General features: G+C 66.1%; 19 protein-coding genes and 1 tRNA gene. 14 read left to right on the top strand and 6 right to left on the bottom strand.

The window, feature by feature from the left end; all coding sequences use genetic code 11:
• Positions 1–78: 78 nt before the first annotated feature.
• Entirely contained in the window at positions 79–972 is an 894-nt protein-coding gene (locus ACO054_RS15035) for a LysR family transcriptional regulator (protein WP_421707402.1), read from the bottom strand.
• An 85-nt stretch (positions 973–1,057) separates the two neighbouring features.
• On the opposite strand from ACO054_RS15035, the gene ACO054_RS15030 reads away from it, so the two are divergent.
• On the top strand, positions 1,058–2,080 hold the full coding sequence (locus ACO054_RS15030; protein ID WP_421707401.1) for a permease: 1,023 nt from the start codon (positions 1,058–1,060) through the stop codon (positions 2,078–2,080).
• A gap of 108 nt (positions 2,081–2,188) precedes the next feature.
• Here ACO054_RS15030 and ACO054_RS15025 read toward each other — a convergent pair whose 3' ends face one another.
• Positions 2,189–2,596 carry a DUF427 domain-containing protein gene (locus ACO054_RS15025; RefSeq protein WP_421707400.1) on the bottom strand — a complete coding sequence of 136 codons (408 nt, stop codon included), beginning with the start codon at positions 2,594–2,596 and terminating at the stop codon, positions 2,189–2,191.
• 364 nt (positions 2,597–2,960) lie between these two features.
• Positions 2,961–3,037, bottom strand: a tRNA-Arg gene (locus ACO054_RS15020).
• A 373-nt stretch (positions 3,038–3,410) separates the two neighbouring features.
• Here ACO054_RS15020 and ACO054_RS15015 point away from each other — a divergent pair.
• The 4 genes from ACO054_RS15015 (at position 3,411) to ACO054_RS15000 (ending at position 6,094) form a co-directional block, all read left to right on the top strand.
• Entirely contained in the window at positions 3,411–3,911 is a 501-nt protein-coding gene (locus ACO054_RS15015; protein WP_421707399.1) for a YbjN domain-containing protein, read from the top strand.
• A gap of 92 nt (positions 3,912–4,003) precedes the next feature.
• A complete protein-coding gene (gene proC, locus ACO054_RS15010) occupies positions 4,004–4,822 on the top strand; it encodes a pyrroline-5-carboxylate reductase (RefSeq protein WP_421707398.1) in 819 nt (272 codons plus the stop codon).
• A gap of 10 nt (positions 4,823–4,832) precedes the next feature.
• Entirely contained in the window at positions 4,833–5,321 is a 489-nt protein-coding gene (locus tag ACO054_RS15005) for a YbaK/EbsC family protein (protein WP_421707397.1), read from the top strand.
• 62 nt (positions 5,322–5,383) lie between these two features.
• On the top strand, positions 5,384–6,094 hold the full coding sequence (locus tag ACO054_RS15000) for a TetR family transcriptional regulator (protein WP_421707396.1): 711 nt from the start codon (positions 5,384–5,386) through the stop codon (positions 6,092–6,094).
• Between the two features lie 91 nt (positions 6,095–6,185).
• Here the strand turns inward: ACO054_RS15000 and acnA are convergent, their stop codons facing one another.
• Positions 6,186–8,894, bottom strand: coding sequence for an aconitate hydratase AcnA (acnA, locus tag ACO054_RS14995; RefSeq protein ID WP_421707395.1), 2,709 nt, complete (start codon positions 8,892–8,894; stop codon positions 6,186–6,188).
• 279 nt (positions 8,895–9,173) lie between these two features.
• The gene (locus tag ACO054_RS14990; RefSeq protein ID WP_421707394.1) at positions 9,174–10,010 is read right to left on the bottom strand and encodes an alpha/beta fold hydrolase; all 837 of its coding nucleotides are present in this window, start codon (positions 10,008–10,010) and stop codon (positions 9,174–9,176) included.
• A 316-nt stretch (positions 10,011–10,326) separates the two neighbouring features.
• On the opposite strand from ACO054_RS14990, the gene ACO054_RS14985 reads away from it, so the two are divergent.
• The 8 genes from ACO054_RS14985 (at position 10,327) to ACO054_RS14950 (ending at position 19,953) form a co-directional block, all read left to right on the top strand.
• Positions 10,327–12,291, top strand: coding sequence for an AMP-dependent synthetase/ligase (locus tag ACO054_RS14985; protein ID WP_421707393.1), 1,965 nt, complete (start codon positions 10,327–10,329; stop codon positions 12,289–12,291).
• Positions 12,292–12,343: 52 nt separating this feature from the next.
• Positions 12,344–13,201: an ABC transporter ATP-binding protein gene (locus ACO054_RS14980; RefSeq protein ID WP_421707392.1), complete on the top strand. Its 858-nt coding sequence runs from the start codon at positions 12,344–12,346 to the stop codon at positions 13,199–13,201.
• A gap of 60 nt (positions 13,202–13,261) precedes the next feature.
• Positions 13,262–14,272, top strand: a complete 1,011-nt coding sequence (locus ACO054_RS14975; protein WP_421707391.1) for a branched-chain amino acid ABC transporter permease — start codon at positions 13,262–13,264, stop codon at positions 14,270–14,272.
• 6 nt (positions 14,273–14,278) lie between these two features.
• Positions 14,279–15,358, top strand: coding sequence for a branched-chain amino acid ABC transporter permease (locus ACO054_RS14970; RefSeq protein ID WP_421707390.1), 1,080 nt, complete (start codon positions 14,279–14,281; stop codon positions 15,356–15,358).
• A gap of 127 nt (positions 15,359–15,485) precedes the next feature.
• The gene (locus ACO054_RS14965) at positions 15,486–16,796 is read left to right on the top strand and encodes an ABC transporter substrate-binding protein (RefSeq protein ID WP_421707389.1); all 1,311 of its coding nucleotides are present in this window, start codon (positions 15,486–15,488) and stop codon (positions 16,794–16,796) included.
• Between the two features lie 148 nt (positions 16,797–16,944).
• Positions 16,945–17,814: an ABC transporter ATP-binding protein gene (locus tag ACO054_RS14960; protein WP_421707388.1), complete on the top strand. Its 870-nt coding sequence runs from the start codon at positions 16,945–16,947 to the stop codon at positions 17,812–17,814.
• A gap of 65 nt (positions 17,815–17,879) precedes the next feature.
• Complete coding sequence (locus ACO054_RS14955) at positions 17,880–19,154, top strand: phenylacetate--CoA ligase family protein (RefSeq protein ID WP_421707387.1); 1,275 nt, start codon at positions 17,880–17,882, stop codon at positions 19,152–19,154.
• Positions 19,147–19,953 carry an SAM-dependent methyltransferase gene (locus ACO054_RS14950; protein WP_421707386.1) on the top strand — a complete coding sequence of 269 codons (807 nt, stop codon included), beginning with the start codon at positions 19,147–19,149 and terminating at the stop codon, positions 19,951–19,953. Before ACO054_RS14955 ends, ACO054_RS14950 begins: the two co-directional genes overlap by 8 nt.
• A 511-nt stretch (positions 19,954–20,464) precedes the next feature.
• Here the strand turns inward: ACO054_RS14950 and ACO054_RS14945 are convergent.
• Complete coding sequence (locus ACO054_RS14945; RefSeq protein WP_421707385.1) at positions 20,465–21,493, bottom strand: transglutaminase family protein; 1,029 nt, start codon at positions 21,491–21,493, stop codon at positions 20,465–20,467.
• Between the two features lie 412 nt (positions 21,494–21,905).
• On the opposite strand from ACO054_RS14945, the gene ACO054_RS14940 reads away from it, so the two are divergent.
• Positions 21,906–22,889, top strand: coding sequence for an MBL fold metallo-hydrolase (locus tag ACO054_RS14940; RefSeq protein WP_421707384.1), 984 nt, complete (start codon positions 21,906–21,908; stop codon positions 22,887–22,889).
• Positions 22,890–22,916 lie beyond the last annotated feature (27 nt).

Below are 22,916 nucleotides of genomic sequence, written 5' to 3'. Positions count from 1 at the left end.
TCTCTGGACTTTCGGGCGATTTGATGGAGACCGGCGCGGCGGTCAAACCTTCCATGACGATCGGTGGCGAAGTTCTCGCTAAACGTTTGCCGTGTCGTTCCGAGCTTCTGTGAGGCTCGCCGTCGTCTGAAAGGCAGACCGTATCGCCGCTTTCATCGCAGTCATGGGGGCGCTGCTGCTAACGGCTTTTTGAGCCAGAACCAGTTTCGACGTCGCTGTGGGGGCGAGTCCGAGCTGCGTCCCGACAACCGACAGGCCGGGTTCGAGGGACGAACGCCCGATCAGCCCGATGGCGATGCCGGCTTCGACTGCGGCGATCACGCCCGACACGCTTTGACTGGAATAGACGATCCGGTAGGGCTCGCCCCGCGCGTCCAAGGATGTCAGGGCCGCGTCACGCCACCAGCAGGCATGATCGAACAGGGCGACCGGTGTGGAGCCGACCGCCGCAAAATCCCGGAGGTTCGACGACACCCAGCAGGTTGGATCCTCGAACAGGACTTCCTCGTCGGAGGTGGGGTGTTCGACCTCGTAGACCGCCAAGTCCAGCTCGCCCCGTTCCAAGGCGGCGGGGAATCCGGTGCTCAGAGCGCAGGTCACATCCAGCTCGACCTGCGGGTGCAGGCGTACGAAGGCGGCGACGATCCGGGAAAGCCTCGCACGACCATGATCGTCGGGTATTCCGAGCCGCAACCTCCCGCTGACAGCCTCTCGCAAGAGGTCATGAAGCGCCGCGTCCAAGCGGGCGGTGACCTCCTGTGCGATCGGCAGCAACCGCCGACCCGTCTCGGTTAGGGCCACGCCGCGCCCGTGCCGCTTGAAGACCGCCTGTCCGAGGACGGCTTCCAGTCGTTTGATCTGCAGAGACGTCGCCGACTGGGATCTATGGATCAGGGTCGCCCCGGTCGTGACGCTGCCCGCTTCCGCAACGGACAGGAAGGTTCGCAACAGCTCGCTGTCCAGACTTTCCATTCGAAAATCCGATATCAGAAATTTAAACCATTCGTTTCATATATGTCTTCGTCCCGGCTAGGCTGCAAGGGTGGAGGAGGCGCCCATGATCGATGTTGCAGCTGCCCGAAAGCGCCCGCGCGGAACCGCGATCCTTTGGGGATCGGGTCTGGTCCTGCTTGGTCTGATGGCGGCCGTCTGGCCGGGTCATGCGGTCGAGGCGGCGGTTTTCGTTCTCTCCGGTCTGGTCGTCGTCGCGCCCATCGTCGTTCCGGGCATTCTGCTGGCCGCCTGGATCATCGCAAGCCGCGCGGACGCCCATATCGCCCGGGCTTTCGAGGGGCGAACCCTGAGAGCGGTGCTGGCGGCGTCCCTGATCGGCGCCGTCACGCCGGTTTGCGGCGTCACCGTCCTGCCGCTGATGGCCGGGCTGCTGGCTGCGGGCGTGCCGCTCGCGCCGATCATGGCGTTCTGGCTGTCTTCGCCGATCACCGATCCCGCCATGCTGGCGACGACGGCGGCGACGCTCGGCCTGGCCTTTGCCGGCGGCAAAACCGCCGCGGCGGTCGGCATCGGGGTTTTCGGCGGCGGGGCGACGGCCCTGGTTGCCGCGCGGCCCTGGGCGCGTGCTCCACTGCGCGACCGGGGCTTGGCCTGTCAACTGAGTGCACTCCGCTGCGCAGAGGATCGGCCTTTCCATCCCTGGGTCTGGAAGACGGCGGACGGTCGGCGGTCCTTTGTCAGGCAGTCCGGGGCCACCGCCAGGTTGATCCTGCTCTGCCTGATCCCCGCCTTTGCCGCCGAATACGCCCTGAACGCGGCGCTCACGCCCGGGTCGCTCGCGGCTTACGTCGGGGCCGATCAGTGGTGGGCGATACCTGGGGCGGTCTTCGTCGGCGCCCCCGCCTATATCGACGGCTACGCGGCCCTACCGCTGACCAGGGGCCTGATCGACAAGGGAATGTCGCAGGGCGCGGCGATGGCCTTCCTGGTCTCCGGCGGTGTCGTCAGCATCTGGGGCGCGCTGGCCATCGCCCCGCTTCTCAAGCTGAAACCCTTCCTGCTTTACTTGGCTCTCGCCATTCTGGGGTCCCTCGCGGCGGGGTACCTATTCGAATGGCTCGTCTAGCAGGTCGAAGCGGCCCAAACCTCGGTACTGACCGATGAGATTTGCGTTCGGCGCGTAGCGGCACTCCATTGGAAAGGATGGCTCCGAGACCCCGCTGTCCCGCTTGCCTCAAGCGGCAGAGCCGACTTCCTCGATCGACACTTCATCCGGGTAGAACGCAACGCGTCCATTGATGACTTTGGCGAAGTCGAACGCCGCCTGATAGGTCCAGGCAATCGGCGCGCCGGTCGCGTCTACGGAGAAATAGCTGGCGTCGCCCTTGAGCGGGCAATGGCTTGACTTGCCCTCGATTGGCGACAGCGGTGCGATGACGTCTTCTTTCGGGAGATAGAGAACTGGATCCAGCATGTCCTTGGCCATCTCCGTGATCCGCAAGGCATTGCTGCTTTCTGCGATCAGCGCGCCGCCGCGGCGAACCCTGACGATCCGGGAGACCGGCTTGGCGCGCATGAAATGTCTTGGTTCGGCAGGATTGTGAATGGTCTCAGTCGCCATGGTGACTTCGGGATGTGACATGCGATCCTCCGATAAGTTGAGAAGCCATGCTGCAGGAAAACGATGTCTCCGTCGCTAACCCAGTCGTATCCGGCGACGGTTTGCCCATCGACTGTGATCCGATGCCAGGCGAGATCCTCTAGTGGCCGCTGGCCTCGGGCGGTCTGTTGCTCCGATCGCGGCAATTAGGATCGGACAAAGACTTGCGGATAAGGGGTGGCGAGAGCGTCCGGGACGTACATAGCCCTGCTGCACCGGTCCGTGAAGAGCGGTTCTGGCTTCGATCCGGGTGCTGAAGGGGCAACGCGCCGACAGCCAGCGCGCGTGTCCGGGTAGGACCGAACCAAGCCGACAGTCGATAGGATCAGTGACCGATGGGAATAAGTGGCGCGCCCGGGAAGATTCGAACTCCCGACCTCTTCCTCCGGAGGGAAGCGCTCTATCCAGCTGAGCTACGGGCGCAGGCGCTAAGCGGAGCGATCACCGCGAAACGCAGCGCATAGGTAGACTGAACCCGACGTTCTGTCGAGAGGTTGGATTGGGCGCTTCGGCCGGGTGACTTGGCCGGGACCTTCCGCCACGAAAGCGGACCTAAGTGTCGCCCCCGCGCCATTTCCCCCGCGAGGTTGCGGTCCTGTGAAACTTTTAGCCTGTGGATACTTTTCGTTTGCGGCTCTCTTGCGCGACGCGAGAGGCGTTTGGCAGCCTAAATGTGGTAGGTGCCACGGAATACTTACCGGATATCTCGTTGTTACCACGAGATCTAGGTAAGTCGTCGCGCCCTGCTACCGTCGGCGAGCGTCGGCGGTGCGGCAACTTGGGAGATCGCTTCGCCATGGACCTCACGGCACAGGAAGCCTTCGTCACCAACAATCCCCTCGATCTGCTGGAAGAACTGGTCAACGCCAACGACTGGGCGCACGACCGGTCCAGCGATCAGGAGATGATCGTTCAGGTTCAGGGACAGTGGACTGACTATCATCTCTGCGTGATTTGGCAGCCGGACAGCGGCGCCATGTACTTTTCCTGCCAACTGGACGTGAAGGTGCAGGACACCCGCCGTGCCGCCGTGCTGGAACTGCTGGCCGCTGCGAACGAGCGGCTCTGGCTGGGGCATTTCGACTTCACCGGGGAAGAGGGCCTGCTGCTGTTCCGCCACACGATTCCGCTGCGCGGGGTTTCGGGGGTTTCCGTCGAGCAACTTGAGGACATGATGGACACCGCCGTCGGCGAATGCGAGCGCTTGTTCCCGGCCCTGCAGCTGGTGATCTGGGGCGGCCAGAAGGTCGAAGAGGCTATGGCCGCCGCCATGATGGAGACCGTCGGCGAGGCTTGACCCTGTCGAACGGTCGGCCAGGGCCTTAGTCTGTTCGCCTGTCTAGCCTGGTTTTTGTACCTGGCCCGGTTTTCGTATCTGGAGTGTTCGCGATGTCCCTCGAAGGACCGCTCTTGCTGCTTGGCTGCGGCAAGATGGGCGGTGCCTTGCTGGCCGGCTGGCTCGACCGGAACCTGCCCGCTGCGCAGGTCACGGTGATCGAGCCCCAGGCCGCGGCCGTCGCCGATTTCACGGCGCGCGGTGTGGTCCATGTCGGCGCCGTCGAGCAGGTGCCGGGCGACCTTCGGCCGAAGGTCGTGTTGCTGGCCGTGAAGCCGCAGATGATGGACGGGGCTTTGCCGCCGCTCGCCCGGCTGGTTGGGCCGGAGACCGTTTTCCTCTCCATCGCCGCCGGCAAGACGGTGGATAGCTTGACCGCCCTGCTGACGCCGGAGGCGGCGGTGGTGCGCGCCATGCCGAACACGCCCGCCGCCGTCGGCCGGGGCATGTCCGTGCTTTACGCCAACGCGCGGGTCGACGCGCGGCAGCGCGCACTCTGTGCCGAGTTGATGGCGGCGGCTGGGGAGACCGCCTGGATCGAGGACGAGGCCCTGATGGACCCCGTCACCGCCCTGTCCGGCGGCGGGCCCGCCTACGTCTTTCTGCTGATCGAAGCGCTCGCCAAGGCGGGAATCGCTTCGGGGCTGCCCGCCGAGCTGGCGGAGCGTCTGGCGCGGGTCACGGTTGCCGGCTCGGGGGAACTGGTCCATCGCTCCGACCTGCCGCCGGCGACGCTGCGGGAGAACGTCACCAGTCCCGGCGGTACCACCCTGGAGGCGCTGAAGGTGCTGATGGCGGAGGACGGGCTGCAGCCCCTGATGACCAAGGCTATCGCGGCCGCCGCCCGGCGCAGCCGTGAGTTGGCGGAGTAGTCGCCGGACCATGACCCTGAAAGCCGCCGCCGCGCGCGTTCAGGCCGCCCTCTCCGCCGCCGGCCTGGAGGCGGAGGTTCGGGAATTTCCTGACTCCACCCGCACGGCGGAGGAGGCTGCGGCGGCCATCGGCTGCGCTGTCGCCCAGATCGCCAAGTCGCTGATCTTCAGGGGCGCGACCAGCGGCCGTCCGGTTCTGGTCGTAGCGAGCGGCGCCAACCGGGTTGCGGAAGGCAAGGTGGCGGCGCTGGTCGGCGAGGCCTTGGAAAAGGCCGATGCCGCCTTCGTGCGGGCGATGACGGGCTATGCCATCGGCGGTGTTCCGCCGGTCGGCCACGAGGTGCCGCCGGTCACCGTGATCGACGAAGAGCTCTTGCAGCTCGATGAGATCTGGGCGGCTGCCGGCACCCCAAACGCGGTCTTCGCTTTGACGCCCACCGACCTGGCGACGCTGACCGGCGGCTTGGTGGGGGGCATCAAGAGGGGTGGGAGCGCCTGACCTTCCGCCCTAAGTTTCCAGCGGTCCTACCGATGAAGCGACAGAGTCTGTGAGGCAAGGTCATGGCTGAAGCCAAGAAAACCGCAAAATCCAGCGCCGGAAAGAGCAGCGGCAAGGCGCGTGGAGCGAAGACCTCCACCGCCAAGGGCACCGCCAAGAAGCGCGCCCCAGTGAAGGCTGCGCCGCCACGCGACATCGCTGGGGACACGCTGGATGCGGCACTCGCTCTGGCGGCGACGCGCAGCTGGGCCGACATCGCCCTGGCGGAGATCGCGGAGGAGGCCGGGCTGAAACTCTCGGAAATTTACGCGGTCTTCCCGACTAAGGGCGCGATCCTGGCCGCCTTCTCCCGCCGCATCGACGGACTGGTGCTGGCCGAGGATCTGGAGGGGCTGGAGGACAGTCCGGCGCGCGACCGTCTGTTCGACGTGATGATGCGCCGCTTCGACGAGTTGGAGCCCTACCGCGAGGCCGTCGGCAACATCCTCGCCGACCTCTGGTCCGATCCGGTCTCGGCGCTGGGTGGCCTGCCGCAGCTCTCCCGCTCCATGGGCTGGATGCTGGAGGCGGCCAGCGTGTCGACCGAAGGCTGGCGCGGCCTGCTTCGTGTGCAGGGCCTTGTGGGGATCTATCTGGCGACTCTGCGGATCTGGTTGCGCGACGACAGTGCCGACAAGTCGAAGACCATGGCCCAGCTCGACGCCTACCTTCGGCGCATCGAAACGCTGTCCGAACGTTTCGGCCGCCGGGACTTCTCACAGGACGCCGCCTGAGGTCTCAAAAAAGAAAGGGGGGCTGAGCCCCCCTTTCCCAAACATGACCGGGGCGCGGCGACCGCCGCCGCGCCCCGGAGGTTCCGACCGACTACTCCGCCGCGACGCGATCCTCGGCCATGAGGTTGCGCAGCACGTAGTGCAGGATGCCGCCGTTGCGGTAGTAGGCCAGCTCGTCGGCGGTATCGATCCGGCAGAGCAGGGTGATCTCCTCGCTGCTGCCGTTCGGGCGATGGATGGTGCAGGGCACCTCGACGCGCGGAGCTAGATTTTCCGCCAGGCCCTGCAGGTCGAAGGTCTCTTCCCCCGTCAGCTTCAGCGACTGGCGGGTGGCGCCGTCCTGGAACTGCAGGGGCAGCACGCCCATGCCGACCAGGTTCGAGCGGTGGATGCGCTCGAAGGATTCGGCGATCACCGCCTTCACACCCAGCAGGCGGGTGCCCTTGGCCGCCCAGTCACGCGAGGAGCCGGTGCCGTACTCCTTGCCGGCGATCACCACCAGCGGCACGCCCTCGTCCTGGTACTTCATGGCGGCGTCGTAGATCGCCATGGTCTCGCCGCCGGGCAGATACCTGGTGAAGCCGCCCTCGACGCCCGGCACCATCTCGTTGCGGATGCGGATATTGGCGAAGGTGCCCCGCATCATGATGCGGTGATTGCCCCGGCGCGCGCCGTAGGAGTTGAAGTCCCGCTGCGCCACCTGATGCTCCAGCAGGTGGGTGCCCGCCGGGCTCTCGCGCTTGATCGCACCGGCCGGCGAGATGTGGTCCGTGGTCACCGAGTCGCCCAGCACGGCCAGCACGCGGGCGCCCGAAACATCTTCGATGGGCGACGGCTCGGGCGTGACATCGTCGAAGAAGGGCGGGTAGGCCACGTAGGTCGATCCCAAGCTCCAGGAGAAGGTGTCGCCCTCGGTCGTCTTGATCTGCTGCCACTCCTCCGGCCCCTTGAAGACGTCGGCGTAACGCCCCCGGAACATCTCCGGCGTCAGGCTGGAGAGCAGCAGTTCCTGGATCTCGTGGTTGGTTGGCCAGACGTCCTTCAAATAGACCGGCTTGCCGTCCTTGCCCTCGCCGAGGGGGTCGTTGAAGAGGTCGACCTTGAGCGAGCCGGCCAGAGCGTAGGCGACCACCAGCGGCGGCGAGGCCAGGTAGTTGGCCTTGCAGTGCGGGTTGATCCGGCCCTCGAAGTTGCGGTTGCCCGACAGCACCGAGCAGACCAGCAGGTCGCCCTCCTCGACCGCCTTGGCGATCGGATCGGGCAGCGGGCCAGAGTTGCCGATGCAGGTGGTGCAGCCGTAGCCGACCAGGTCGAAGCCCAGCGCGTCGAGGTGCGTTTGCAGGCCCGAGGCTTCCAGGTAGTCGGTCACCACCTGGGAGCCGGGCGCCAGCGAGGTCTTGACCCAGGGCTTCACGTTCAGGCCCAGCTCGTGCGCCTTCTTGGCGACCAGGCCGGCCGCGACCATGACGCTGGGGTTGGAGGTGTTGGTGCAGGAGGTGATGGCTGCGATGACCACGTCGCCGTGGTTCAACTCGTAGTCGCTGCCCTCGACTGGGACTCCCTTATCCGTGGACGCGGCGGCATCGCCGGTCAGTTCCGTCCCGAGGTGGCTTGCGAAGGCGCTGGCGGCGGTCGAGAGCGGCACGCGGTCTTGCGGACGCTTCGGACCGGCCAGGGAGGGCTCGACGCTGGAGAGGTTCAGTTCCAAGCTGTCGGTGAAGACCGGATCGGGGCGGCTTTCGTCCAGCCACATTCCCTGGGCCTTGGCGTAGGCCTCGACCAGCGCCACCCGCTCCGGGTCGCGGCCGGTGAACTCCAGATAGCGCAGCGTCTCCTGGTCGATCGGGAAGATCGCGCAGGTGCTGCCGAACTCCGGCGACATGTTGCCGAGGGTCGCGCGGTCGGCCAGGGTCAGGTGCTTCAGGCCGTCGCCGTAGAATTCGACGAACTTTCCGACCACGCCTTTCTTGCGCAGCATCTCGGTCACGGTCAGCACCAGATCGGTGGCGGTGGTGCCTTCCTTCAACTCTCCGGTCAGCTTCATGCCGATGACCTCGGGGATCAGCATGGAGACCGGCTGGCCGAGCATCGCCGCCTCGGCCTCGATGCCGCCGACGCCCCAGCCCAGGACCGACAGGCCGTTGACCATGGTGGTGTGGCTGTCGGTGCCGACCAGCGTGTCGGGGTAAGCGACGGTCTTGCCGTCGACCTCGGTCGTCCAGACCACCTGGGCCAGATACTCCAGGTTGACCTGGTGGCAGATGCCGGTGCCCGGCGGCACCACCCGGAAGTTCTGGAAGGCACCCTGGCCCCAGCGCAGGAATTCGTAGCGTTCGCCGTTGCGCTGGAACTCCAGGTCGACGTTCTTGGCGAAGGAGTCGGGGCCGCCGAAGGTGTCGACCATGACGGAATGGTCGATCACCAGATCGACCGGGCTCAGCGGATTGATCTTCTCCGGATTGCCGCCCAGCTTGGTCATGGCCTCGCGCATGGCGGCCAGGTCGACGACAGCCGGCACGCCGGTGAAGTCCTGCATCAGGACGCGCGCCGGGCGGTAGGCGATCTCCTTGTCGCTCTTGCGGTCGGCGACCCACTGGGCCAGGGCCTTGACGTCGTCGACGGTGACGCTCTGGCCGTCCTCGTAGCGCAGCAGGTTTTCCAGTAGCACCTTCAGGGAGAAGGGCAGGCGGCCGATATCGCCGATCTGCGCTTCCGCCTCCGCCAGGCTGTAGTAGTCGTAGCTCTTGCCCCCGACCGTCAGCTGACGGCGGGTGTTCAGACTGTCCTTCCCGAGTTTCACGGCTTTCGATCTCCCAATCGCTTATCCGGCGCCTCTTGGGGGCGGTCAGGCCCCGGGGCGCATATGCAGACAGGCCGATGGCGGACGCCCCGCTGCCGGCTTGCGGTCGGACCTCGCCAGTGAGGGAGGGCGAACCGCCTGTGCCGTGCGGAGCGCCCCGCGACCGGTAGCGACCATGTACGCGGGAAACCGCTCATTCGAACGTGCCGCTAATGTATGGATTCCCGCCCGTCTGTCCAGACGGCGATGCGTCGCGCCAGCTATGAAGCGTCGTGCTGGCTATCGCGCCAGCAGCGCGTGCTCCGCGAGGAAGTCCTGGATCGCGCTCAACACCCAGTCGCGCTGCTCGCGGTGGGGGGTGTGGCCGCAGTCGGGCAGCAGCAGGGGGTCGGCCGGGCCGGCGACGCCGGCGCAGATCCGGGCGACCTGCTCCGGGCTGCCGTAGTGGTCGCCGACGCCTTGGATGGCCAGGACGGGGCAGGTCACGTCGGCCAGCTCCGCCTCCGTCGACCAGTCGCGGTAGGCGGGGTCGAGCCAGGTGTCGGCCCAGGCGCGGACCAGGTCCTCCGTCTTGTCGCCGTGATAGCGCTCCAGGCCGCTCAGTTCGCCGCGTTGCCAGGCGGCCTCGGCCTCGCGGATGCCCTTGAGCGAAATCTCCTCGATGAAGACGTGAGCCGCCTCGCTGACCACGGCCGCGACCCGTTGGGGCAGGAGGGCGGCGGCCAGCAGGGCGATGGTGCCGCCGTCGGAGTGGCCGATCAGGATCGCGCGCTCGATGCCGCAGGCGTCGAGCAGGGCCGGCAGTACCTTGGCGGCCTCGGTCCTATGATAGTCCGGCGGACGCGGCAGAGTGAGCGCGTCCGACCCGCCGTGACCTTGCCGGTCGTAGACTAGCGCGGGCAGGCCGGTGGCGGCGACCAGGGCGTCCGGAACGTCCCGCCATTGCCCGATCGATCCCAGCGCCTCGTGCAGGAACACGAGGGCCGGGCGATCCGCGTTATCGTCGGCAGACCCGCCTGTCGGCGTCAGACGGCGGATGGCGAGCTTCGTTCCGGCGACGCGTAACTCGCCGGTCGCGGCGCTGACCCTCGGGCCGGTCGCTTGCATCGCCGTCATGGTTCAGGAGTCATGATTGGGGTGTCACCCTTGGGGCCTTGACGCTATCCGACCTTTTCGCCTTTAGTGCTAACGACCGCCTTGTCGGTACGTAAAGTAGAAAGAAAACGCATAGCTCGGGAGGTTCGGGTCAACGCGGTCGGAGGGTCGGGAGTCGCCAAGGCTTTCAGGCACCTACCGAAGGGTCAAGAAGCCGCGGGACTCGGAAAGAGCGCAGTTCGGGAGACGGCAAGGGGATGAGGGAGCAAGAGGCTCCGCCCTCCAACGCCTGGAGTCCGACCGGCGCCTTTCAGGTCTCCCCAGCTCGGAGGCCAGGATGAGCGCTGAGCTAGACACCTTTCCCAAGCTGCTGCTGCATCACGCCGAGGTTCGCCCCGACGCGCCCGCCATGCGCGAGAAAGACTATGGCATCTGGCTGACCAACACCTGGAGGGAAGCCCGCGAGGAGATCGAGGCCCTGGCCTGCGGTCTGCATCAGCGCGGCTTCCGGCGTGGCGACCGCATGGCGATCGTCGGCGACAACCGCCCGCGCCTCTATTGGTCGATGTGCGCCGTACAGGCCCTGGGTGGGGTGCCGGTGCCGCTCTACCAGGACTCCGTAGCCGCCGAGATGGCCTACGTTCTGGATCATGCCGAGGTCGGCTTCGCGCTGGTCGAGGATCAGGAACAGGTCGACAAGCTGCTGGAGGTGATGGAGCGCACGGCCACCCTCAAGCAGATCGTCTACGACGACGAGCGCGGCCTGCGGAACTACACCCAGGACTTCCTGCACCACTACGATTCCCTGCTGGCCGAAGGACGCGACTTTGCCCGCCGCCATCCGCAGTTCTTCGTCGAGGAAGCTCGGAAGTCCAAGGGCTCCGACGTCTCGATCATGGCCTACACCTCCGGCACCACGGGCAATCCGAAGGGCGTGGTCCTGTCCTTCGACAACGTGCTGCAATCGGCCCGCAACGGCGCGGAGTTCGAGGGGCTGACCGACAAGGAGGACATGCTGGCCTACCTGCCCATGGCCTGGGTCGGCGACCACATCTTCTCCTACGCGCAGAGCTACGCCGCCGGCTTCTGCGTCTCCTGCCCCGAATCCGGCGCCACGGTGATGCACGATCTGCGCGAGCTGGGGCCGACCTACTTCTTCGCACCGCCGCGCATCTTCGAGAACATCCTGACCACCGTGATGATCCGGATGGAGGACGCCAGCGGCCTGAAGCGCAAGCTGTTCCACTACTTCATGGGCGTTGCGAAGCGGGCCGGCATCAAGATCCTGAACAAGCAGCCGGTGCCCCTGGGCGACCGTCTGCTCTACGGTCTCGGCGAGCTGCTGATCTACGGGCCGCTAAAGAACACCCTGGGTCTGACCCGCGTGCGTCTGGCCTACACCGCCGGCGAGGCCATCGGCCCCGACATCTTCGACTTCTACCGCTCGCTGGGCGTGAACCTGAAGCAGCTCTACGGATCGACCGAGGCCAGCGTCTTCGTCACCATCCAGCCGAACGGCGAGATCTATGCCGACACGGTCGGCAAGCCGGCGCCGGGCGTCGACGTGAAGATCGCCGAGGACGGCGAGGTGATGTTCCGAGGACCCGGCGTCTTTCTGGAGTACTACAAGAACGCCGAGGCGACGGCTGAGACCAAGACGCCCGACGGCTGGGTCCACACCGGAGACGCCGGCTTCTTCGACGACCGCGGACATCTGCGGATCATCGACCGCGCCAAGGACGTGGGCCGCATGACTGAGGGCAAGATCTTCGCGCCCAAGTATCTGGAGAACAAACTCAAGTTCTTCCCGAACATCAAGGAGGCGGTGACCTTCGGCGATGGGCGCGACTACGCCACGGCCTTCATCAACATCGATCTGACGGCGCTGGGAAGCTGGGCCGAACGCAACAACATTGCCTACGCCAGCTACATCGAGCTGTCGCAGCACCCGCAGGTACGCGACATCATCCGCGCCCATGTGGAATCGGTGAACCGCGACCTCTCCGGCGATAGCCATCTGGGCCATACCCAGATCCGCCGGTTTCTGATCCTCCATAAGGAGCTGGATCCCGACGACGGGGAGATGACCCGTACCCGCAAGGTGCGCCGCCGCATCATCGCCGAGAAGTTCGGCGCCCTGATCGATGCGCTCTACAGCGGCCAGGACGAGGTCTTCGCCTCAACCGAGGTGACCTTCGAGGATGGCCGCAAGGGCAAGATCGAGGCCAACCTCAAGGTCCTGGAGGCCGAAACCTACCCGGTCGCCGCCGCGTCGAGCCCGCAGAAGGCCGCCGCCGAGTAGCGCCCGGACGTCACCGAACCTCCTCTCCCCTCAAGCTGGACGCCGCCTGCCCATGCCAGACGCTTCGCAAGCCGCAGCCTCCCAAAGCGCCACGACTGCACAGGCCCCGGAAACCCTGCCTCCGGCTCCGGAGCGGGTCTTCTCCGAAACCCTGCTGACGGTCAACAACATCACCCTGCGCTTCGGCGGCGTGAAGGCGCTGACCGACATCTCCTTCGACATCAAGAAGGGCGAGATCCGCGCGATCATCGGTCCGAACGGCGCCGGCAAGTCGTCCATGCTGAACGTGATCAACGGCTTCTACACGCCGCAGGAAGGCTCGATCGTCTACCGAGGGCGCGAACGCAAGGCCATGCGCCCGCACGAGGCGGCCAGCACCGGCATCGCCCGCACCTTCCAGAACATCGCGCTCTTCAAGGGCATGTCGACGCTGGACAACATCATGACCGGGCGCCTGCTCAAGATGAAATCCAACATCTTCCTGCAGGCGCTCTACTGGGGGCCGAACCAGCGCGAGGAGAGCGAGCACCGCGCTTTCTGCGAGCGGATCATCGACTTCCTGGAAATTCAGGCGATCCGCAAGACGCCGGTGGGCCGTCTGCCCTACGGCCTGCAGAAGCGCGTCGAGCTGGCCCGCGCCCTGGCGATGGAGCCGGAGCTGCTGCTGCTGGACGAGCCGATGGCCGGCATGAACGTCGAGGAGAAGGAGGACATGTGCCGCTTCATTCTCGACGTCAACGACGAGTTCGGCACGACCATCGCGCTGATCGAGCACGACATGGGCGTGGTCATGGACATCTCGGACCGGGTGGTGGTGCTGGATTACGGCCGCAAACTGGCCGACGGAACACCCGATGAGGTGCGCGGCAATCAGGCCGTGATCGACGCCTACCTGGGCGTCAGTCACTAGGTGGGGGCAGGCCGCGGCGACCGGCGGTCGCTGCTGGCCGAGAGGACGTAAGAGCAGAGCATGAACCTTCGAGCGATCGCCATCTGGGCCGTGTCCGTCCCGGTCATCATCGCCGCCCTAGGCTTCTTTCATCAGGGGCTGGCGGCTGCAGGACTGATCAACTTCTTCACCTGGACCTTCTACTTCGAGGTCATTCTCAACGGCCTGCTGCAGGGCGTGATGTACTCGCTCGTGGCCCTCGGCTTCGTGTTGATCTTCAAGGCCTCGGGCATCTTCAACTTCGCCCAGGGCTCCTTCGTTCTCTTCGGTGCGCTGACTATGGTCGGCCTGATGGAGATGGGCCTGCATTGGATCATCGCCTTCGTGCTGACCGCCGGCGTCATGGTGCTGGTGGCCATTGCCGTGGAGCGCGTGGTGCTGCGCCCGCTGGTCAACCAGCCGCATATCATCCTCTTCATGGCGACCATCGGTATCTTCTACTTCATGGACGGCTTCGGGCAGACGCTCTGGGGCTCGGACGTCAAGGTGCTCGACATCGGCATCCCGAAGGACCCGATCTTCCTGCTGCCCGGCGTCTTCGACGGAGGGCTGCTGGTCAATTCCTTCGACGTGATCGCAGCGCTCTGCGCGGCGCTGCTGGTCGCGGTGCTGGCCGTGTTCTTCCAGTACACCCGCACGGGCCGGGCGCTGCGCGCGGTGGCCGACGATCACCAGGCGGCGCTCTCCGTCGGCATTCCGCTCAAGACCATTTGGGCCATCGTCTGGTCGGTCGCCGGAATCGTGGCGCTGGTCGCCGGCATCATGTGGGGCGGCAAGCTGGGGGTGCAGTTCACCCTCGCACTGATCGCGCTGAAGGCGCTGCCGGTCCTGATCCTCGGCGGTTTCACCTCGATCCCCGGCGCCATCATCGGCGGTCTGATCATCGGCGCCGGCGAGCAGGTCGCCGAGAATTTCATCGGCTCCGCCATCGGCGGCGCCATCCAGGACTGGTTCGCCTACATGCTCGCCATGGTCTTCCTGCTGTTCCGGCCGCAGGGACTCTTCGGCGAAAAGATCATCGAGAGGGTTTAGACCGCCATGCTTTACCGTGAAGCCGGCCAGTTCAAGACGAGCTACGCTGCGGACCAATCCCTCTTCCCGATCGCGCAGGACAAGTGGGGCATCCTGCTGCTGCTGGCCTTCGCGGTCTTCGGGGTGCCGCTGATCGCCAACGAGTACATGCTCAACTCGATCCTGGTGCCCTTCCTGGTCTTCTCCCTGGCGGCGATCGGGCTGAACATCCTGACGGGTTACTGCGGTCAGCTCTCCCTCGGCACCGGCGGTTTCATGGCCTGCGGCGCCTTCTTCGCCTACAAGCTGACCATCGCCTTCCCCGAGATCCACATCGTCGTGATCTTCCTGCTCTCGGGCCTGGGTACCGCCTTCGTCGGCATCCTCTTCGGCATCCCCTCGCTGCGGATCAAGGGGTTCTATCTGGCGGTCGCCACGCTGGCCGCGCAGTTCTTCCTGGTCTGGATGTTCAACAAGTTCGGCTGGTGGACCAACTACAGCCCCTCCGGCGTGATCTCCGCGCCGCCGCGCGAGGTCGTCCCCGGCGTGGTGGTGACCGGCACCTCCGGAACGCCCGAGGCCAAGTACCTCTTCCTGCTGGTCTTCGTGGCCCTGCTGGCGCTGCTGGCCAAGAACCTGGTGCGCAGCCGGATCGGCCGGACCTGGATGGCGATCCGCGACATGGACATCGCGGCGGAGATCATCGGCATCCGCCCGATGTTCGCCAAGCTCTCGGCCTTCGCCGTCAGCTCTTTCTTCATCGGCATCTCGGGCGCGCTCTGGGCCTTCTGCTACACCGGTTCGGTTGAGGCCCTGGCCTTCGAGATCAACCGATCCTTCCAGGTGCTCTTCATGATCATCATCGGGGGGCTCGGTTCGATCCTGGGCTCCTTCCTGGGCGCGGCCTTCATCGTGCTGCTGCCGCTGGCGCTCAGCAACGGCATGCTGGCGATCGACCCGACCATCTCCGTCGCGCTGGTGGCGCACATCGAGTTCATGATCTTCGGCGCGCTGATCGTCTTCTTCCTGATCGTCGAGCCGCACGGTCTGGCCAGACTTTGGAACCTTGCCAAGGAGAAGCTGAGACTCTGGCCGTTCCCCTACTGATGCAAGGGGTTTGCGGCGTAGCGGGCACCCCTTCAAGCTGTTAGCCTGTTTTTCAGGTCCCCGGCTGCGAAACGGCCTGGGGGGATCCAAAACCAAAGACGAACCAAACTCCAGGGAGGCAATTGAGATGCGGTTCAAGTCCCTTTGTATCGCCGCTGCAGGTGCGGCGCTTCTGACCACGGCGGCGGCTCTGCCGACACCCGCCGAGGCGCAGGAGCAGTACATCCCCTTGCTGGTCTACAAGTCCGGCCCATACGCCCCGAACGGCATTCCCATCGCCCAGGGCTGGGAGGACTATCTGACCCTGATCAACGAGCGCGACGGCGGTGTCGGCGGCGTGAAGCTGATCTGGGAAGAGTGCGACACCGGCTACAACAACGACCGCGGCGTGGAGTGCTACGAGCGCCTGAAGCGGGACACCGCAGCCGGCGTGCAGCCTCTTTCGACCGGCATCACCTACGCGCTGATCGACCGGGCGACGCAGGACAAAATCCCGCTCTTCACCTCCGGCTACGGCCGCACCTCGGCCGCCTACGGCCCGGTCTTCCCTTACGTCTTCAGCGCCCCGCTGACCTACTGGTCGGGGGCCGACGTCATCACCCAGTACATCGCCGACCAGGAAGGCGGCAGCCTGGAGGGCAAGAGGATCGCGCTGGTCTATCATGACAGCGCCTACGGCAAGGAGCCGATCGCCACGCTTGAGCGACTGGCGGAGGAAGAGGGCTTCGAGCTGTTCCTCTTCCCCGTCGCCCATCCTGGGCTTGAGCAGAAGGCGACCTGGCTGCAGATCGGCCGTCAGGTCCGTCCTGACTGGGTCGCCATGTGGGGCTGGGGCGTAATGAACTCGACCGCCGTGAAGGAAGCGGCCGCCGTCGGCTATCCGATGGACCGCTTCATCGGCATCTGGTGGTCCGGGTCCGAGCCCGACGTGATCCCTGCCGGCGCCGACGCCACGGGCTACAAGGCCCTGAGCTTCCACGCGCCTGGCGAGGACTACGTGGTGCTGCAGGACATCGTCGAGCATGTCTACGGCGGCGACGCCGAAGCGGCCCGCGACGCCGCCTGGGGGCAGGTCCTCTACAACCGCGGTGTCTTCCTGATGGCCATGCAGGTCGAGGCCATTCGCGCGGCCCAGGCCATCCACGGCGAGGGCCAGACCCTGACCGGCGAGCAGATCCGCGACGGCTGGGAGTCTCTGACTCTGACCGAGGAGACGCTGGCGTCGCTGGGCATGGACGGCTTCACCAAGCCGGTTGCGATCACCTGCGAGGACCACGAGGGTGGCGGCCAGGCCTTCGTCCAGCAGTGGGACGGCGAGAGCTGGAACATCATCTCCGACTGGTACATGCCGCGCCGGGGGCCGCTGAAGGAGGCTTACAAGGCCGACGCTCTGGCCTATGCCGCCGAGAAGGGCATCACGCCGCGCACCTGCGAGTGAGCCCGGCCTGAGCCGGACGCCCGCTTCGTTCGGGACGCTCCCCGCCGCCTCTCTTCCTGGTGGCGGGGAGCGGTTCCGAAAGAGACGCGGCCGCCCCGGGCCCTCGAACACCCGTCGGGGTCTCTAATTTCCGAGGAATCCAACCGAGATGTCGCAACCGAACCTAGCCCCCGACGCTGCCCGGATCGGCGCCGCGCAGGACGCGCCCGAGGCCGGTCCGGCCCTGATGTCGGTTAACAACATCGAGGTCATCTACGACCACGTCATCCTGGTACTGAAGGGCGTCTCCCTCTCGGTGCCGAAGGGCGGGATCGTGGCCCTGCTCGGCGCCAACGGCGCTGGCAAGACGACGACCCTCAAGTCGATCTCCAACCTGCTGCGCGCTGAACGCGGCGAGGTGACCAAGGGGACGATCGAACTGGAGGGCGAAACGATTCAGGACATGACGCCCAACGACCTGGTCAAGCGCGGCGTCATCCAGGTGATGGAGGGGCGCCACTGCTTCGAGCATCTGACGGTCGAGGAAAACCTGTTGACCGGTGCCTACACGCGCGGGGGCGACCGCGCCGGCATCCAGCAGGACCTGGAGATGGTCTACGACTACTTCCCACGGCTGAAGGAACGGCGCGGCAGCCAGGCGGGCTACACCTCGGGTGGCGAGCAGCAGATGACCGCCATCGGCCGGGCCCTGATGAGCCGGCCCAAGGTCGTGCTGCTGGACGAACCCTCGATGGGACTGGCGCCGCAGCTGGTCGAGCAGATCTTCGAGATTGTGAAGCGCATCAATGAGCAGGAGGGCGTCACCATCCTGCTGGCCGAGCAGAACACCAACGTGGCGCTGCGCTACGCCAAGTACGGTTACATCCTGGAAAACGGCCGTGTCGTCATGGACGGTCCGGCCGACAAGCTGCGCGAAAACGAGGACGTCAAGGAGTTCTACCTCGGGCTTTCCGCCACCGGACGGAAGAGCTACCGTGACGTCAAGCACTACAAGCGCCGCAAGCGCTGGCTGAGCTGAAGTCGGCCGATGTTCGGGCGGCAGGATGCCCGACCGTTGCGCCGGAGATGGAAACCGATCGCAGGATGACGGGTGCCCCCATGCACTTCGACGAGCTGGAAACCCGCGCATCCGAGACGCGTGACGTGGCGCTTTTCGCCGCCCTGCGCGATCAGGTTAAGCGTCTCAAGACCCTGGCGAGCGGCTGGGCCGAGCGGCTGGAGGGGGTGGAGTCGGCGGAGCTGACTGACCGCAGCGCTCTGGCGCGGCTGCCGGTGACCCGCAAGCACGACCTGATCGAACTGCAGAAGGCGCTGCCGCCCTTTGGTGGGCTGAACGCCGCCGGGCCAGGCGAGGCCGGGCGTATCTTCGTGTCCCCGGGACCGATCTTCGAGATGGAGGCGCGGGACAGCGACTACGGTCGGCTCGCGCGTGCGCTCTTCGCCGCCGGTTTCCGGCCTGGCGAGGTGGTGCACAACTGCTTCGCCTATCACCTGACGCCCGGCGGCTGGATCATGGACTGGGGCATCCGCGCGCTGGGCTGCGCCGTCGTGCCGGCTGGTGTCGGCAATACCGAACAGCAGGTGCAGGCCATCGCTCATCTGCGGCCCCAAGCCTGGTGCGGCACGCCCGACTATCTGAAGGTTCTGCTCGACAAGGGGGCCGAGATGGGACTCGACCTCAGCTCCATCACCAAGGCCATGGTCTCCGGCGGCGCTCTCTTCCCCTCCCTGCGTCAGGAGTACGCCGAGCGCGGCGTTCGGGTCCGGCAGTGCTACGCGACCGCCGAGGTCGGCTTGATCGCCTACGAGACCGACGGAGCGGAGGGGGGAGCCGATAGCGCTACGCCAAACGAAGGCATGGTCGTGGACGAGGGCGTGATCCTGGAGATCGTGCGCCCCGGCACCGCCGACCCGGTGGCGGAGGGCGAGGTCGGCGAGGTGGTGGTGACCAGCTTCAACCCGGCCTACCCCATGATTCGCCTGGCGACCGGCGACCTCTCGGCCCTGCTGCCGGGACAGAGCGCCTGCGGCCGGACCAACCTGCGGATCAAGGGCTGGATGGGGCGGGCTGACCAGACCGCTAAGATCAAGGGCATGTTCGTCCATCCCGAACAGGTGGCCGCCGTCGTCGCGCGCCACCCCCAGGTCGCCAAGGCCCGGCTGGTGGTCGACCGCCACGGCGAGTCCGACCGCATGACCCTGCATTGCGAGGTCACGACCTCCTACGAGGGTCTGCCGGAAAAGCTCGGCGAAACGCTGCAGTCTGTCTGCAAGCTGCGCGGCGAGGTCACCCTGCTGCACCCAGGCGAGCTGCCCAATGATGGCAAGGTGATCGAAGACGCCCGCAGCTATGACTGACGAGGCCACGTCGGCGCCTGGCAGAGCCGCAGTCCAGACGCCCGCGCCGCCCGATCCCGAGTGGTACCGCAGCTTCTTCACCGGTCTGGCGGTGGAGATGTGGCGTCAGGCCGTGCCGGACGCCCGGATCGCGGCCGAGGTGGATCTGGCCGCCGACCTGCTGGACCTGGAGGAGGGCGACGCCGTGCTGGACGCGCCCTGCGGCACCGGCCGCCACGCCCTGGATTTGGCCGCGCGGGGCTATGCGCCCACCGCCGTCGATCTCAGCGAAGAGGCTTTGGCGGAGGTTCGTGCCGCTGCCGCCGATGCAGGACTGGCCTTCGAGATCCGGCACCTCGACCTGCGGGCACTGCCCTTCGAGAGCGTATTTCCCGGCGCGATCTGCCTTGGCAACTCCTTCGGCTACTTTCCGCCGGACGATTGCCGCGCGGTGCTGGCGGGTTTCGGTCGGGCGCTGCGCCCGGGCGGCCGTCTGCTGCTGCATTCGGCCATGGCTGCCGACTGCTTGCTGCCCGGCCTCGCGCCTGATGCCGAGTTGCGGATCGGTGACGTCACGGTCACGGTGGAGAATCGCTATCGGCCGCTGGCCGGCCGTCTCGATACCCGCTACAGCCTGACGCGCGGGCAGGAGCGGATGGTGCGCGAGGCCAGCCATTGGATCTTCACCATCGCCGAGCTGCGCCGCATGCTGGCCGAGGTGAATCTGGCCGTCACCGCCCTTTTCGCCGACAGCGAAGGGGGCGATTTCACCCTGGGGGAGAGCGACGAGGTCTATCTCGTCGCAGAAAAAATCAATTAGATCAAATTCATAGCGCAAGATTGCATTTTTTTGTCGACTGTTGCCCAGAAAACACATTCTCGCCTTATTTCGGGCCTGTACGAGCCACTTTCCAGAACCATATTTTGAATCACGGAGACTTCCCCTCTCTGTCGAGGCTCCCAGCCGGCCTCTCATGCCCCCCAAAGCAGGCTGGAAGACGACCCGCCGGTCCCGACCCCCGGCGGGTCGTCGCCTTTTTGGGCCAGCTTTCATGATCTGTCAGAGCCGATACGGCCCTTTCGGGCCGTGCCCCTCGCGCTTCGACAAGCTCAGCATGAAGGGGGAGGGGTTCAGCATGAAAGGAGGGCTCAGGATGAAGGGGGGTTCAGGATGAAGGGGGGTTCAGCATGAAGGGGCGGGGTAGGTTCGTCCCGCTCTCAGAGAGAGGCGAGGGGCCGCCGATCAACGATACCCCGGCCCTTCATCCTGAGCTTGTCGAAGGGCGAAGGGCCGACCGGCGTAAGCCGGTAAGATTACCGCCTCCGCCGCGTTACCCGACGGCGCGTTGCGGCGGTTCGCTGTCGATCCGCGTGACCTCCACTTCGACCGACATCTCCAGGAAGTCGTCTGGTGTGCCGGTGTAGGTGCCCTGCAGGGGGATGGCCTGGGTTGGGTCGCGGGCCACGCCGACGCGGATCAGGCGGCTGCCGCCGATCAGGCCGTTGGTGGGATCGAACTCCACCCAGCCGGCGCCCGGCAGGTAGATCTGCACCCAGGCATGAGTGTCCCCCGCGCCGCGGATCGCCGGCTCGACCGGCAGCGGCTGCGGCGTCGCCTCGGCTAGGGGCAGTGCCTCGCTCGCGACAGGTCCGGACGAGAGAGGCTGGGCCGCTGGCTGGCAGGTACCGGCCCCTCCGGCGCGCGAGGTGCCCTGGCGGTCCAACGCGGGATCGTAGAGGTAGCCAGTGACGAAGCGGGCGGCGAGGCCCAGGCTACGTGCGGCCGACATCATGAAAAGCGCTAGGTCGCGGCAGGAGCCGCTGCCCAGCGCTAGCGTCTCCACCGGCGTCTGGGTGCCGACGGCGTAGCGCCGCTGGTAGCCGAACTGGGTGCCGATGGCCTGGTTCATCTCGGTCAGCAACGCCTGGGTGTCCAGCGAGCTGCGCCCATGGAAGAAGCCCTTGACCCAGGCGTCGATCTTGCCCTCCGGGTCGGGATAGTGCCGCTCGATGGTGCGGCCCAGGTCCGGGATCTCCTGCGAGGAATAGCTGAAGGGGTAGGTGCGGGCATAGGGCTCGAGCGGGAACTCCGGCACGCCCTCCAGGCCATAGTGCTCAACGGTGATTTGTGAGTCGAAGCGTAGTTCGGTGGCCGGCTCGGTGAAGCTGGCGATGGCGATGGAGTTGGAAAAGACGTCGTGCAGCCAGCGCACCTCGGCGCTCGGCGAGATCGTCAGAGAGGTATCGATCAGGCGCAGGTCGTGGCTGTCGCGCGGCCGGAACATCAGGCGATGTTCGCCGAAGCGCACGGGCCGTGCGTAGCGATAGACCGTCGTGTGATGAACCGACAGAGTCGTCATGGTGTCTCTCGGCGCCTTGGCGCCCCCGTTTTGCCGAGCCCTGTTGTACCGAGCCTCAGAAGCCACCGGAAGGCCCAGCCGCAGGTCCGGTTCTCGACCGGCGGGCATTGGTCGTGCGGTGGGCCGGAACAAGCAGGCTGACTCGGGCTGGTCGAGGCGGGCCCTGCAGGTGTGATGCGATCGCCCAAACTGCGTGCTGCTCACACGATCTCATAAAGAATTAACCTTAACGTTAACCGACTTGACGGGGTCGCGTGCGACCTGGCGAGTCTTTTTCATATTCTAATATATGGATATGATAGGTGGGCCGATGGCTCCTGCGTCTCGAGACCGCCTCTCGAAAGGTGAACCGTCAGACCGGTCTCGTCTCGCCCTTGCCCCCGCGCGCCCGCTCTTGCCAGGGAAACCGCCGATGGCCGCCCAGTTTCAGACTCAGAGCCCGCTCCCCCGCCTAGTGGCTTCTCTTCTCACTGCAATCCTCCTGACGGCTGCCCCGGCTGGGGCCAGCGAGCAGATCGCCGATCAGTATCCTCAGTCGGTACTCTACCAAAAGCCGGTGGAGGTGATTCCCCACGTCTGGTCGGCCATCGGCGCCACCGCGCCGCCGACCTACGAGAACTCCGGGCACAACAACAACCTCTCCTTCCTCGTCACCGGCGAGGGCGTGATCGTGATCAACGCCGGTGCCTGCGCCCAGCTCGCCGAGGCGCTGCACGATGAGATCAAGCGCGTCACCGACGAGCCGGTGCGGCTGGTGATCAACGAGAACGGCCAGGGTCACGCCATGCTCGGCAACTCCTACTGGGCCGGACAGCAAGTGCCGATCCTGGCCCAGAGCTACGCCGCCGCCGAGTTCGAGGCCCATGGTGGCGACATCCTGGCGCGCATGCAGGATTACAACCGTGACAAGGCGGAGGGCACCGACCTGCAGGGTCCGACCGAAACCTTCGAGGAGGAGAGGGTGATCGAGATGGGCCGCTTCCGGGTCGAGGTGAAGAACCTGGGGCCGGCTCACGCGCCCGGCGACATCGTCGTCTGGCTGCCGGAACAGAGCCTTGTCATCTCCGGCGACATGGCCTTCCACGAGCGCCTGCTGCCGATCTTCGACGATACCGACACCGCCGCCTGGCTGGAAAGCTGGGAGGCCTTCGAGGCCCTGGAGGCGACCTACGTCATCCCCGGCCACGGCCACCCGACCAACATGGACCAGGTGCGCCGCTATACGAAGGACTACCTGGTCCACCTGCGCGGCGAGATCCGCAGCCTGATCGACGCCGGCGGCAGCCTGAAGGAGGCCTACTACGTCGATCAGACGCCCTTCGCCCACCTGGACACCTTCGAACAGCTTGCCACCCGGAACGCAGGGCGAGTGTTCGAGCAGATGGAGTGGGAGTAGAGACGGTCTGGCACATTCGGCTCGGGG

It is taken from the genome of Algihabitans sp., assembly GCF_965226985.1.
GTDB lineage: Bacteria > Pseudomonadota > Alphaproteobacteria > Kiloniellales > DSM-21159 > Algihabitans.
Note: the sequence above shows the minus strand (reverse complement) of the source record. Positions and strands in the feature narration are given on the sequence as shown.

What these genes read in the sequence shown, in the direction of transcription:
- ACO054_RS15030 (WP_421707401.1), top strand. Translation starts at nt 1,058, where the DNA reads ATGATCGATGTTGCAGCTGCCCGAAAGCGCCCGCGCGGAACCGCGATC.
- ACO054_RS14980 (WP_421707392.1), top strand. Translation starts at nt 12,344, where the DNA reads ATGCCAGACGCTTCGCAAGCCGCAGCCTCCCAAAGCGCCACGACTGCA.
- ACO054_RS14985 (WP_421707393.1), top strand. Translation starts at nt 10,327, where the DNA reads ATGAGCGCTGAGCTAGACACCTTTCCCAAGCTGCTGCTGCATCACGCC.
- ACO054_RS14990 (WP_421707394.1), bottom strand. Translation starts at nt 10,010, where the DNA reads ATGACGGCGATGCAAGCGACCGGCCCGAGGGTCAGCGCCGCGACCGGC.
- ACO054_RS14955 (WP_421707387.1), top strand. Translation starts at nt 17,880, where the DNA reads ATGACGGGTGCCCCCATGCACTTCGACGAGCTGGAAACCCGCGCATCC.
- ACO054_RS15005 (WP_421707397.1), top strand. Translation starts at nt 4,833, where the DNA reads ATGACCCTGAAAGCCGCCGCCGCGCGCGTTCAGGCCGCCCTCTCCGCC.
- ACO054_RS14945 (WP_421707385.1), bottom strand. Translation starts at nt 21,493, where the DNA reads ATGACGACTCTGTCGGTTCATCACACGACGGTCTATCGCTACGCACGG.
- ACO054_RS14960 (WP_421707388.1), top strand. Translation starts at nt 16,945, where the DNA reads ATGTCGCAACCGAACCTAGCCCCCGACGCTGCCCGGATCGGCGCCGCG.
- ACO054_RS14965 (WP_421707389.1), top strand. Translation starts at nt 15,486, where the DNA reads ATGCGGTTCAAGTCCCTTTGTATCGCCGCTGCAGGTGCGGCGCTTCTG.
- ACO054_RS14975 (WP_421707391.1), top strand. Translation starts at nt 13,262, where the DNA reads ATGAACCTTCGAGCGATCGCCATCTGGGCCGTGTCCGTCCCGGTCATC.
- ACO054_RS15000 (WP_421707396.1), top strand. Translation starts at nt 5,384, where the DNA reads ATGGCTGAAGCCAAGAAAACCGCAAAATCCAGCGCCGGAAAGAGCAGC.
- ACO054_RS15015 (WP_421707399.1), top strand. Translation starts at nt 3,411, where the DNA reads ATGGACCTCACGGCACAGGAAGCCTTCGTCACCAACAATCCCCTCGAT.
- ACO054_RS14950 (WP_421707386.1), top strand. Translation starts at nt 19,147, where the DNA reads ATGACTGACGAGGCCACGTCGGCGCCTGGCAGAGCCGCAGTCCAGACG.
- ACO054_RS15025 (WP_421707400.1), bottom strand. Translation starts at nt 2,596, where the DNA reads ATGTCACATCCCGAAGTCACCATGGCGACTGAGACCATTCACAATCCT.
- ACO054_RS14970 (WP_421707390.1), top strand. Translation starts at nt 14,279, where the DNA reads ATGCTTTACCGTGAAGCCGGCCAGTTCAAGACGAGCTACGCTGCGGAC.
- ACO054_RS15035 (WP_421707402.1), bottom strand. Translation starts at nt 972, where the DNA reads ATGGAAAGTCTGGACAGCGAGCTGTTGCGAACCTTCCTGTCCGTTGCG.
- ACO054_RS14940 (WP_421707384.1), top strand. Translation starts at nt 21,906, where the DNA reads ATGGCCGCCCAGTTTCAGACTCAGAGCCCGCTCCCCCGCCTAGTGGCT.
- proC (WP_421707398.1), top strand. Translation starts at nt 4,004, where the DNA reads ATGTCCCTCGAAGGACCGCTCTTGCTGCTTGGCTGCGGCAAGATGGGC.